The following is a 12,454-nucleotide window of genomic DNA, read 5'->3' on the forward strand; positions in this document are numbered from 1 at the left end:
ATGCAACAAGTGGAGGACCCACGATGAGCGCGAACAGTGATGCGAAACCGATGCTGTGTGAGGTGTGTGGCCGGTTCGCTGAACTCGAGTGGCACTCCATCAGCACCGACTACGAAACGGTCGAGCAATGCTCGGCATCAGTCGTCTCTGGTGGGACGGGGTATTGGCTGTGTTCGGACCTGTGCCACACCACAGCACATGAGCTGATGAAGGACGAGACCGGGGAGGGCCGGTCAGCGAAGGTGATCGGGGCAATGGTGCGCCGTCTCGCCGGAGCCGTGTCGGCGAAAGCACGGAAGTATCACAAGAAGGGACGGACCAATGGTCGATGAATCCGAACCCACACCGGAATCCGACGACGATGTTGACCCCAGTGACCTTGATGCGTTGCTGGCGAAGATCACGGACCCGGACCAGGTGTATGAGAACACGTCGTCCTCTCCGTATGTTGATCCCGGTCTGATGGGGTTGATGGAACAGACAACGTATCCGGAATGGTTGGGAATGCTGTGGCGGGAGATCCCCGTCGAGCTCCAGCAAGAAGCCTGGGTAGGTCTGCGTCGGTGGGTGGACTGGTTGATCGCCGAATTCAAGATCAACAAGTCCGTGATCCCTCCGTGCTGGTTCCGGCACACCGAAATCGTTGCTGAACTCCACGCAGCCATGAACCTCGAATGGAAAGCATGGGAAGAGGGGACCCCGACGGTGAATCCGATGTGGATGTGGTTGCCGCAACTGCAGGCCATGATCATGCGTCTGCGAGGGTTCGTCTCGGAACTCGGCGGTTGCGGGGAAGGCTCTCATCAAGAACCGGACGTCGTGAAGCGCGACTACGACGAAGAGCTGTGGGAACAGACCGTGTTCACGCGGACCGAGACGAAGACACTGGACCGGCCCACGCGGACCGGAGAAGCGACGTTCGTGCGGGTGCGTGTCGTGGATGACAACGGTGAACTGGTGGGGGAATCGAACCTCGGCGGTGCCGGAGCGAGACGAAAGGCTCGAGGCGAGTCAACAGCTGTGCTCACTGGTGATGGTGTGCCTGGTGGGTCTGATGCCGTGTTGACGACGACAGTGGCGCAGGTGCCCGAGGCGATGGAACTGGTGTGGGAGAAGGCCGAGGACCGTGACGGTCCGTGGACAGGATTCGACGACGAGGACGCTGAGAGTCAAGATCAGCCTCCTGCGGATCTGTGAGCGGGCAGAGTTAGAGGGAAGAAGTCATGGTGACAGAGAGCGAATTCGAAAAGGCAACGGTGGAGTTCCACCTGGCGGTCAACGCCGCTCGACAGGCCCGAGCCGAAGTCGACGATGCCCGACAAGCGTTGGAGAAAATGCAGTGTCAGGAGATGTTCCAGTGCGTGTTGCCTGATGCTGAGGGTGTCGACTTCGCGTTCGTGCAGGCCCTGTGCGGACTTCGAAAGGGTCATGAGGGTCCACACGATGAAGGGCCCATGACGCCCGAATACGAGTCGGCAATCGTCCCCGGCGAGAGCCACACAATCCGAAAGGACTCAGGCTGGGTCCGCGAAATGGACCGACAATCGCGTGAGATCCGGGCTCGTGGAGGCAGACCGTGGATGTGGTCTCGATAGTCCAGCCTGATTGAGCGAGTGAAACCGGTGATGGTGAGAAAGGTGAAGATGATGGTGACAGTGACAGAGAGTGAGTTCGATAAGGCATCGGCGGCCGCTCACGAGGCGTTGGAGGCGTTTCGTGCTGCGAACAGTCGAAGGGACAAAGCGACAGAAGACCTGCACCGGTTGCAGTGCTTGGCAGTGTTCAAGTATTTGACGCCGGGGCCCGACGGCGAAGAGTGGGAAATCGAGACCGAGTGCGGGCGACGGGCCGGTCACGAGGGAGACCATGACGAGCGCGCGACAGTGGAGACCGTTCACGACGCCACTTTCGAATCACTGGTGAACGATCGGGGTCGGTTCGGCATGGAAGCTGCTCGAGCTGGGAGCGAGTTCGACGAAGCGCAAGAAGCACTGGCGGCACTCGAATGCGGAGACACAACGTCAAGCGCGTTGGGGTGCTGCCTGAGGCTGGGGCACGACGGTGACCACGTGTGCCCGACCCATATTGAAATCGTCGCCTGAACATCAGCGGGGCAAAACAGAGGAAAGCGGTGGCCTGATCACACAGGTCGCCGCTTTCACTGTGTTTACGGTGTTTCGGGTGCAAATGTTTGTCACTCGAAGGCACGGAACGGCTGGTGGGTACTCCTGGTGAGTCGCAATGAATGCGGACTCACGATTGAGGAGAGTGAGCACGATGGCCGAGAAGAGAACCGTCAAAGCATATGTCGCCGATGACCCCAAACTGATCAACAGTCCGGAGGGGAAGTCGTTCGTGGCGTTCCCCGTGGTGGACAACAAACGGTATAAGGATCCGGACACTCAGGAGTGGAAGGACGCGAAGGCCACTCGGTACGAAGTCACGGTCGACCAGCCGAAGCTGCGTGACAACGTTCTCGCCTCGCTCGAGAAGGGCCAACGTGTCAGTGTCGAGGGCAACTACGTGCCGAAACCCTACATTGATGGGCAGGGCAACCAGCGGGTCGGACACAAAATCTACGCCCACGACGTGTCGGCCAGCTACATGCACGAATCACAAGGACGCGGTGGCGTCGCCGTCGGCCGCGACATTCAGCAGGACGTGACCCAGAGTGTGAGCGGTCCCGAAGCGGAGAGCTCGCTTGCCTGGGGTCAGAACCCGGACCCGTATCCGGAGCATTCTCAGCAGTTCGCTGATCGTGGCCAGGCAGTCCATCAGCAGTACTCACCACCCCCGCCACCGGATCACGCACCGGATGCCGGTCTGGGACGGTGAACGGACATGGTTGATGCCTTCGAGCCGGGTTCCATGCCGTGGGGCGATCTGCATAAAGAACGGCTCGCTGCAGCCGACGCGGTCGTCAGTCGGATGCGAAGGGAAGTGGTTATCAGCCTCGCGAATGCGCACGAAGATCTGATGAACCGTCCCGCACGAGACCGATTCCTCATTGACGACGAACTGCGGTACCGGCTGACTGAAGCCGTGTCAGAAGCGGGAGTGTCCCGTGCGATTCGTATCTATGAAGAATCCAGCACCGTGCTGCAGGTCGCTGGAGACACGGATGGGCATCGGGAAACAGCAGCTCGTGCTGCACACTTGAAGGCATTTCAGACTGCAATCACGACGGCTGAGGGCGACTTGCGGCCGTGGTTGGCCGGAATGTCAGTGACAACGGCAGAGGTCGTGAGCCCTGAGCGTATGCCGTATCTGCGGCAAACCCGCGAGTGGGGCGCGATGCAGCAAGCCAGCCTGGAGGCGACGGTCTCGTGCATGCCACCCAATCCAGAGAGCTGGACGGCCGCTGATGGGCGGGGTCTTCAACGTTTGGAGGCCCAGAACGCTGATGTTGCGGCGTGGTCGGCTCTTGATCGGCCACCGTCGGAAAATCTGACTCTCGATGAACCGGTGGCGGCTGGTCACCTCTTGCGTGAGCAGATTGCGCAACGCCTCAAGCCCAGCTGTCGTCGAACTGATCTCAATGAGGAGACCAAGTACGAGGTGTATTCCAGTCACGAGTACTGGAGGGATACTCAAACTCGCTTGGTATCGGTGGGAGTGCCTGAGGGTGCGGACCTCGAGCAAGAAGAATTCGTCGAGGTACCCAATGAGGATGGTCCTGCGCCGACGAGTGATTGGTGGGCGTTGCGCAATGGTGTCCCGGTCGAGATTGATTCGTTCCCAGCGCCGAACGAGTCTGTTCAACAGCATGCCGACGTGAGATTCAAGCTGCCCCGTCCGGTGTGGGAGGCGAGCCGGGAGTCTATGGGGCCGGCGTTCGACCACGTCGTGATCGAGGGCGAGAGAGACGTCGACGTGACTGTCAGCGCACAGCAGCGTCTCGAGCTGCGGGAGCGAGCCGAGGACGTGCAGTTCAGGACGGTCTATAACGCTCAGGAACGCATCGAGTCCATCCAGAGCAGCGACGATTTCAGCCTCGACGGTGGCGAGACTGCGCAGGAGGTGGCGGTGCTGCGCGACGATTCGGAGCGAGTCGCATATCAGTGCAGCGTCGTCGTCGGTGCACTGAACTCAGCCAAGCCAGTGACGATGCACAACAGCGCCCCGGCACCGTCGGTGGCAACGTACTTGAGTCATCCTCCGACACCGGCGCCCGCCGTTGCCGGTACGGACTTGGACCGGTGATCAAGGTGGATGCCTACTACGAAGATGACGATGTGGTGATCTACCACGGTGATTGCGCCGACCTCCTGCCGGAGTTCTCGCGTGTGGACCATGTGATCACTGACCCGCCCTATGGCGAGCACATTCACTCGAACGCACGGTCGGGGCGGATGAGAGCAGCCAATGACCGTGGGGGCCGTTACGGGGCCGACGTGCGCCGTACCGTCGATCTGGGATTCGACCACCTGGATGCGGACTTGCGAAGACTGTGCGCGGCAGAGTTCGCACGGATCGCGGCACGATGGGTGCTCGTGTTCTCCGACGTCGAGTCCGACCACCTGTGGCGAGAGGACCTCACGAGTGCGGGTCTGGACTATGTGCGCACCGAGGCGTGGGTGAAACTCGGCGCGACTCCACAGTTCTCCGGAGACCGTCCCGCAACCGGATTCGAGGCGATCACTATCGCCCATCCGAAGGGTCGGAAGAGGTGGAACGGCGGCGGGAAGCATGCCGTGTGGTCGTTCCCGATCGTTCTCGATCGGGGCCGGACCGGGTCACGGTTGCACACGACGCAGAAACCCCAAGAACTCATGCACACACTCCTGACTCAGTTCACTGACCCAGGAGAGACGATCCGTGACCCTTTCGCAGGGTCTGGGACGACATTGGCGGCGGCACGGATGCTGGGGCGCAAAGCGATCGGCATCGAGAAGAACGAACAGTACTGCGAGGTCATGGCCCGCCGGTTCGATCAAGGAGTGCTCCCCGTCGGAGAACCTACCAGCGACACGAGTATGGGCGACTTGGCGCGGTTGAGCGCCTGAGACAGCACGAGAAAGAGAACGATCATGAACACAACTGAGCTAGAACACTTGCACGCCGAACTCGCAGCCGCCCCTCCCGGGCCTGCGATGCGCTTAGGTGTCGACGGGAACACCCCAGACGATGTTGCGCTGCGGTGGGAGCGCTGGAGCGAACTCGCTGATCACGAACAGTGGTTGCGCCGCCAAGCCCGGGAAGCTGGTGAACCCGCAGATCCTGGAATCTTCGGTCTCGATGCCGTTGGTTACGCCTATGGGGACCTCGACCGTATCGAAAACGGTGGGGTCTTGATCTACCAGATGGAAGATCATCTGAGCACCGGCCACGGGGAGATGTCACCAGAGATCCTTGAAAGGGTCGTCGGCGATGCGATCGCCGACGCACGCAATCCGGGCAGGACAGTGCGGGTTCCGGGCCGGGAAGAGGCCGCACAGTGGTGGAGCGAGGGGCGAGACGACTATCAGACCCGTCGAGAGTCCGGGAATGGCCCTCTGGAACTGGTGGAAGCCGATGAAGCCGTGGTGCTGTTGCGCAAACGTATCGTCGACGCACTCGTCCATGGGCAAACTATGGCGGAGGAACCGACGCGGCGTGCCGAGGCCGAACGCTACATCAAACGCGAGATCGCAATGGCTGGCGAACACGTGGAGCTTGCGACCCGGAAGTACCGGGCTGCAGCCAAGGACTTCCGGGAAACGAGAGAACGTGAAACCACGCCTGAGTCGCTTCGTGAGTTGTTCGAGGCCAATGAGCGGGTCGCGTCGAGCAGAGCGGCCGCGCTGACTGCGTACTCGGTAGCACTGCAGCAGGCGGCGCAGCGGACGACACCGTTCATGGCGTGTCTGCGCCGGAGTCTGGGCGAGAGGTTCCCCCACGAGTATCGGGAGGTTCTTGCAACGAAGGCAGGGAAGCTCACCGAGCAATCCAGTGTTGAGGCGGCATTGCGTCTGACTCCGAGGGATCCAATGCACTGGTACCCGGAGAGGGACGGAATGATCAAACAGATTCACCGCTACCTTGATGCCGCCCAGGAACGGGACCGTCTCGACTGGGACGAGATGGTCGACCGGCGTCACCTGCCACGCACCCCCACTCTGAGAGGGCAGGCGTTGGCGATGGCCTGCTATGACGTCATCAGCCGTGAGCAGAAGGAACTCAGCGACCGGTGGAGGAAACTCTCATCGGTCGAGCGGTCCATCGTCGATGACCGTGGAGTCAACAGTGCCCGGGCGCATGACTATGCTGCCGGGATCGGGATTCCCGCGATGCCAGCCCTCACGCTGGCAGACCAGGCGAGAGAGCCCAGTGAGGGACTGAGCCTGCAGAGGTGGATGATCGAGAAGTCCGCAGACCCGCAGAGCATGTACGGGGTGGAACCGCCCACCGTCGAGTTCGAGCAGACGTCGACGTTCGAGATGTGGAAGTGACCGGTCATGGGCGATACCGATATTGCTGAGGTCCGTGACAGGATGGGCCTGCGAGTCCGTCTCGTCAGACAGCTGGGTCAACGGATCACTGAGGCACCAGAGTCTCAGCTGGAGTACATGGAAGACGTGCAGAAGCTGCTGACAGGGCAGGCGAGAGACGCAGAACGCGCGGCAAACGACTTGGCAGAGCAGGCACCGGGCGAGGCCGCGGTGATGGAACGCTACGCCGATGCTCTCGTCGCGGCGAAGGATCTCGTCACGGGTGGTCAGGACTGGGCAATCGTGAAGCGGGCAATTCAAACCGAACTGCCCGAGGCTGCGGCCAGGCAGCTCGAGGACAGTCAGAGCATGTACGTGACGAAAGCTGCGAGTAGGGAAGCGGCATTGATGTCATGGACACCGACGGCAGAACCGGCCCAGGTCGAAACCGCACTCAACCGGTACTGGGACGCCCACGCAAAGCAGGACGCGGCGTGCACGATCGACCTGGGCGAGTCCGGTCAAAAATATGACCGGTCACGCTTGGTCACTGAATCCTGGAGAGCCGTGTCCGGAGACCCAGATTTAGACGCACGCGCCCGGACACGGTTCGAACAATCGAGTGCGCTGATGGAGGAACCGGAGTCTGTGACCGGTCAGCTTGCGGCCCGGAAGATGACCGTTGACCGGGCGACCGGGGTCACTCAGACACGTGCCTGGGATGAACATATGGGCCGTGACCGGTCGGCGGCGGTCTCCGTGACCGGGCCGAGCCTGGACATGATGGCCGGCCCTGGTGTGACCGGTCACGAGGCGGACACTAGCCCTCACTGGTGACCGAACTGCACCATTATTCACAGCCGTCTCGATGAGTCGATGGCCCACAACACAGCTGTGGGCGTCCGCTTTGCGAGGGCGACCGGGAGGACGTTCGGACGACGATAATTAATGCCATCACACGTCACATGGCAAGTCGCCTGCGCGATGTGACTGAAGCCACACGTCACGATGCCCAGAGGTTGCTGAAAGTGAATGAAGTATCCGTGCGGATCTCCAACTAATAGCTGATTAACGCCTGCCTTTTCTACACCGCCAATGCGGTACCGCTTCGTCTCTGAATGCGTAGACGACGGGTAGGCAGCGTACGTGTAACATCTAACCGGACACGAGGGCCGAAACGGAGATTGGAGAAGTGCTCATCCGCACGTACTAGCGGTATGTAGTACCGAAAACTCCATCGCGCCAACTGCCGAGTTGCTTGAAATCGATGTGGGATGGTCCGAGCCCTAAGCAGGCAAATCCTCTAACTGGTAAGTGGTTCAAGAACTCGATTTCGCAGGGTCCGCAACTGAAATCAAAGCTCTACACGATGTGGGTGACCGATCGGTCCGGAACGAAACTGGGTTCGAATTCAATCCAGTTTTCGGCCACTACTCGCCGCCGGTTGTTAACTCGCCACTACGAACCGGGGCCGAGGCGAAAAGCGTCCGAGTAGTCGGGATCGACGATAGCGGGTCGGCTGAGACTGAAGGCGGCGATATCGTGCTCGGTTTCTCCCACGGTGGTGAGTTCGGCGAGGATATGACCCATCAGGCTAGCGAACTTGCCCGCGTGCCCGGCACCATTGAAGACAGCGACATGAGGATGCCCGGGGAGTGTGTCGAGAACGAAGTCACGATCGGCAGGCATGTCATAGACGCAGGTCCTGTTGTGCAGCGGGCTCCATTTCGACGTCGTGAGATGCTCAGAGAGAAATGTCTGCAGGATGCGTGTTTCTTCTTCTGTGCCTTCGAACACCCGTTCCTCGCTGGCGATGAACCGTCCGCGCATGTCCCGAGCGAGCTTGATGGCCGCTTCCCCGTAGACCGGGAAACCATAGAAGACTTCGTCCCCGTGGTAGATCCATATGGGAAACCTCTCCGGTGTGTAGTCAGCGAGATTCAGGCCGGTGAAGTAGCCGACCTCCTCCTGAGAGAGGGAGAGGCGGAAGGTAAGTCCGAGATCTGGCATGAGTTCTCCCAGCCACGATGCCGCAGCGACGACGAGGTGGTCGGCGTTGAATGTGCCCGCGCTCGTCGCAACCGTGACGTCGCGGCCTCTGACATTCACTTCGGTGACCTTCGTTCGCGGGAGAAAGTCGACTCCAGCAGCCATCGCCAGCGAGATGTGTGCGGAGACCGATCTGCGAATGTCGAGGATCCCTCCGGCGGCCTGATACAGCCCGACAGTGTCATCGGTTGTCCGCCATTGGGGGTACCTGTGTCTAATCGCATCCGCCTCAAGAGTCTCGTACGCGATACCCGCGGCATCCATTGCACGCCGGTAGCCTTCGAGATCAGCCATGCCCGTACCCTCTTGAGTTGCGAGATCCAGACCACCGGTTCGGGTGTAGAGCTTCAGCCCGGACTCGCGCTCGACCTGACCCCAGGCATCGAACATCGCAGGCGTCAGCTTGGTGTACTTCTTGTCATGGTAAGCATGGCGAATGATCCGTGAGTGGTCGCCAGACGAGCCGAAGGAGTTGATGAGATCGAACTGCTCGACGACCAGGACGCGTTCGGCCCCTTGCTCGGAGAGCCAGTATGCGGCTGCGGCACCGATGGCACCGGCACCGATAACGATGTGCGAATAGGGTTTGGGCACGGTCAGCCTCTTTCTGTAAGTGTCGTTCCTGTTATGCTCCCAAATAGTCGGTGAGGTGCCGAGAGTAAGGTGTCTGAACTCCGCGGACTTCTTTCTACAGATGTCGCAATTGTGATGGGGTGAGTACAGTGCCGCCAGGCGAGCCGATTCAGGAACTCATCGAGCAGATCGCGCAAACGCTTCAGAGATCAGTGGCCGTAGACGACCCAGACCTGGTTCTGATCGGTTCGAGCACGCATTTCGAAGACGTCGATGAGGCCCGGTTATCGTCACTGGTCGGACGAAAAATCACGGGCCGGATTCGCGACCATGTGCTCGGTCGAGGAGCCAAGAGCTGGAAAGAGCTCACCGTGGTCCCTGCCTACCCAGAGATCGGGATGACTCAGGATCGGCTCTGCTTTCCCCTCCGGTCGCGGTATGAGCTTCTTGGGTTCATGTGGGTACTCGGCCAGAGCATCACCGACGACGAACGGAGAATCGCTCTCGACGGAGCTGAACACATTCGGCAAGCGCTGGCCAGGCAAACTCAGTCAATGACGGAGTCGCGGGCAGAGTCGGAAGCTCTGCTTTCGGATGTCCTGTCACCGCGTATGGACACCCGGTCCCGGGCCGCGCAGAGCATGCGCGAACGGGGGATGTTCGCCGAGGCAAAGAGCTTCGTCGTTCTCTCGGTCATAATTGGCGAAAAGTCTCGTTCGGAGTTCGGCGAACCCCCTGTCGACATCGTCCGTGAGGCGTTTCTCAAGGCATCGCAGGGACGGTGGCGGAGTTCTTGCGCCTCTGCCGATTTGGATTCGGAGTTCACTGTACTGCTGGGCTCACGAACATCGATTCCGCCCGCGGATTCCCACAGTCTCGCCGAATCGATTCACCGCGAGATTGAGCGGCTGGATCGCAGGATCGCGGACGCAATGGTCATCGGGATCGGCGCGAATCAGCCGAATCTGGAAACGGCGAGAGAATCCCACGCGCAGGCATCCATCGCCGTGAAGGTCGGACGTGCACGTGCGCTGTCAGTCGTCGCGTGGGCAGACCACCCTGCAGATGCACTAATCGCTGCCCTGCTCAAAGACGAGCCCGAGAGTTCGCTTATTCCACCGGCACTCCGCGAGCTCAACGAAACGCAGCGGGAGTCGACCCTGCTCTTGGTCGAAGCATTCCTCAACCATGCCGGTAATGCAGTGCGGACTGCGGAAGACATGGGTATCCACCGCACCACCGTTTACTACCGTATCGACAGGTTCGAGGCGACAACGGGCTTGGACCTTAACGACGGTTCGACACGATTTCTTCTGCAATTCTGGCTCGGCAGCCGCCATTTCCGACACGACTCACCTCCCAAATAGGAAATGCGTCGAGGATGCAGGGAACGTTTGCCCTGACCCTGGGAGGTCTCTTGCCGGCACGTGCCCGACTGTACCTACAGGAGGACAGGCGAGCTCAGTCAGAGACGTCGGGGCCAGGCATCGACTCTTCTGTAGTGTCGGGATCTCTGTACCAGAAGACCACTACAGCAAGCGCGATTACGGCCACCATCGCGACGAAGACCGGAAATGCGAGGAGTGAACCTGTGGTCTGAGTCAGCCAGGTCGCAAGGTAGGGAGTGAAGCCGCCGACGATGACGGTGAGGTTGTAGGCGGCGGCGCCCGCTGTCACGCGCACCTTCGTGGGAAAGAGCTCCGCAACGTTGATGATGGCCGGGGTGATGAAGACCGATAGTGGAATGACGAATATCAGCGCACCGAGCAAGCCCTGCCCGAATGATCCGGCAGCACCCAAGAGGAAAGCGGGGATGACAACGGCGGCGAGCACGACGGTGCAGATGATGAGGATCGGTCTGCGCCCATATCGATCGGCCAGACCGCCAGAGACAGTTATTCCGACGATGATGACAAGACCGGCGATCGTATTGATAGCCAGGGCGGACCCAGTAGACATCCCGTTGGCCAGCAGATACGCGAAGTAGGACGAGAAGCTGACATACACGGCGATGGAATAGAAGCCTCCGAAGCCGAGATAAATCAGGATCGACCGGAGATTCTCGCGAATGACTTGCCAGAGGCTCTCCTTCTGTGGCGCGGGTTCCCTAGTGGTTGGCTTGTCGAGCATCTTCTGGAACTCGGGAGTCTCCATCAGGTGTCGACGAATGTAGATCCCGATGAAACCAAGAGGAAGAGCCGTGGCGAACACCAGACGCCACCCCCACGACTGCATGTCGTCCTCGGCGAGAACAAAGGTCAGCAAGGTTGCGATTGCGGACCCCGACACCGTTGCGCAGAAGGAACTCACACCGAGCCAGCTAATTGTCCGGGCACGCCGACCGGCCGGGGCATGTTCGTAGAGGTATGCGGCAGCGCCGGAGAACTCGCCGCCGGCGGCGATTCCCTGTGCGATCCGCACACAGATCAGCAGCACCGGGGCTGCGATTCCGATCACCGAGTATGACGGGATCAATGACATTGCGAAGGTCGCGATCGACATCATTGAGATCGTCACGAACAAGATCTGGCGACGTCCCACGCGGTCGCCCAGCCGCGCCAGAATCACTCCGCCGATGGGACGGACGAGAAACGCTATGCCGAAGGCGGCCCACGTATTGAGCATCGCAGTCGCGGGATCGTCGGTAGGGAACATCGCCAGCGAGATGTAAGCGGCTAGCACTCCGTAGACGGCAAATTCGTACCATTCCACGAAGTTGCCCACTGACGCACCGAGAATGGTGCGCCGCAGACTAGGGTGAGAGTTATGGACTCCCGTGGCTTTGTTGGACATCGTCATTATTCGTCTCCTTCGACAGATCGACTACTCCCATATTTCCCGCCAGCGGGATGAGGACCTACAGCGTCTAGTCGAAGAACACTGGGATACCTTCAACAGGTGTAGCAAAAGGGGTCTGAGCCTGTTCCCTGAACCCTTGGTCTCCGCGTTGTCTCAGCCGATGACTTTCCCCGGGTTAAACAGCCCCAGTGGGTCGAGGGTGCCTTTGATCGCCTTCTGCGTCTCGAGCACCTCGGGCCCGAGTTCTTTACACATTCCGGTGCGTTTGAGCAGGCCGACTCCGTGTTCGCCAGTGACGGTGCCACCGAGATCAAGAGCGGCATCGATCAGTTCTTCGAATGCAGTCTGGGCAGCGACTCGGGCCACTTCATCCCCAGGTGGGGTGAGGAACAGCGGATGAAGATTACCGTCCCCGGCGTGGGCAATCGTCGCGATCCTCACCTCGTTGCGACGAGCGATGTCCTCGACACGTGTAAGCATCTCCGCCATCGCCGACCCCCTGCGTGTCAGGGTGAGTTGAGTCCACCGGTTCATAGCAAGTCCGCCTTCGCAGGGCGAGTTCAGGAACAACCACCATGAGTATCTCGACTCTGTCCACACCGTCAGCACCGATCGGGAATGAT

General features: G+C 60.3%; 12 protein-coding genes. 9 read left to right on the forward strand and 3 right to left on the reverse strand.

Going from position 1 to position 12,454, the window contains the following annotated elements:
* The first annotated feature begins 23 nt into the window (after positions 1-23).
* The 8 genes from BSP239C_RS18950 (at position 24) to BSP239C_RS18990 (ending at position 7,247) form a co-directional block, all read left to right on the forward strand.
* Positions 24-332, forward strand: a complete 309-nt coding sequence (locus BSP239C_RS18950) for a hypothetical protein (protein ID WP_101574902.1) — start codon at positions 24-26, stop codon at positions 330-332.
* Positions 322-1,197, forward strand: a complete 876-nt coding sequence (locus BSP239C_RS18955) for a hypothetical protein (protein ID WP_101574903.1) — start codon at positions 322-324, stop codon at positions 1,195-1,197. Before BSP239C_RS18950 ends, BSP239C_RS18955 begins: the two co-directional genes overlap by 11 nt.
* A 416-nt stretch (positions 1,198-1,613) precedes the next feature.
* The gene (locus tag BSP239C_RS18965) at positions 1,614-2,102 is read left to right on the forward strand and encodes a hypothetical protein (RefSeq protein WP_145997501.1); all 489 of its coding nucleotides are present in this window, start codon (positions 1,614-1,616) and stop codon (positions 2,100-2,102) included.
* Positions 2,103-2,277: 175 nt separating this feature from the next.
* Positions 2,278-2,835 (forward strand): single-stranded DNA-binding protein, encoded by a 558-nt coding sequence (locus BSP239C_RS18970; protein WP_180959105.1) that lies wholly within the window; start codon positions 2,278-2,280, stop codon positions 2,833-2,835.
* A 6-nt stretch (positions 2,836-2,841) separates the two neighbouring features.
* Entirely contained in the window at positions 2,842-4,203 is a 1,362-nt protein-coding gene (locus BSP239C_RS18975) for a hypothetical protein (protein WP_101574907.1), read from the forward strand.
* Positions 4,200-5,006: a site-specific DNA-methyltransferase gene (locus BSP239C_RS18980; RefSeq protein ID WP_101574908.1), complete on the forward strand. Its 807-nt coding sequence runs from the start codon at positions 4,200-4,202 to the stop codon at positions 5,004-5,006. The genes BSP239C_RS18975 and BSP239C_RS18980 overlap by 4 nt, the downstream gene beginning before the upstream one ends.
* 24 nt (positions 5,007-5,030) lie before the next feature.
* Positions 5,031-6,431, forward strand: a complete 1,401-nt coding sequence (locus tag BSP239C_RS18985) for a hypothetical protein (RefSeq protein WP_101574909.1) — start codon at positions 5,031-5,033, stop codon at positions 6,429-6,431.
* Between the two features lie 6 nt (positions 6,432-6,437).
* Positions 6,438-7,247 (forward strand): hypothetical protein, encoded by an 810-nt coding sequence (locus BSP239C_RS18990; RefSeq protein WP_101574910.1) that lies wholly within the window; start codon positions 6,438-6,440, stop codon positions 7,245-7,247.
* Positions 7,248-7,868: 621 nt separating this feature from the next.
* Here the strand turns inward: BSP239C_RS18990 and solA are convergent.
* Positions 7,869-9,053, reverse strand: a complete 1,185-nt coding sequence (gene solA / locus BSP239C_RS18995) for an N-methyl-L-tryptophan oxidase (protein WP_180959106.1) — start codon at positions 9,051-9,053, stop codon at positions 7,869-7,871.
* A gap of 119 nt (positions 9,054-9,172) precedes the next feature.
* On the opposite strand from solA, the gene BSP239C_RS19000 reads away from it, so the two are divergent.
* Positions 9,173-10,399, forward strand: coding sequence for a CdaR family transcriptional regulator (locus tag BSP239C_RS19000; RefSeq protein ID WP_145997502.1), 1,227 nt, complete (start codon positions 9,173-9,175; stop codon positions 10,397-10,399).
* A 94-nt stretch (positions 10,400-10,493) separates the two neighbouring features.
* Here BSP239C_RS19000 and BSP239C_RS19005 read toward each other — a convergent pair whose 3' ends face one another.
* Positions 10,494-11,831, reverse strand: a complete 1,338-nt coding sequence (locus tag BSP239C_RS19005; protein WP_101574913.1) for an MFS transporter — start codon at positions 11,829-11,831, stop codon at positions 10,494-10,496.
* A gap of 153 nt (positions 11,832-11,984) precedes the next feature.
* The gene (locus BSP239C_RS19010) at positions 11,985-12,365 is read right to left on the reverse strand and encodes an FAD-binding oxidoreductase (protein ID WP_219618932.1); all 381 of its coding nucleotides are present in this window, start codon (positions 12,363-12,365) and stop codon (positions 11,985-11,987) included.
* Positions 12,366-12,454: the final 89 nt, after the last annotated feature.

Origin of the sequence: Brevibacterium sp. 239c (assembly GCF_900169365.1) — a bacterium.
Lineage (GTDB): Bacteria > Actinomycetota > Actinomycetes > Actinomycetales > Brevibacteriaceae > Brevibacterium.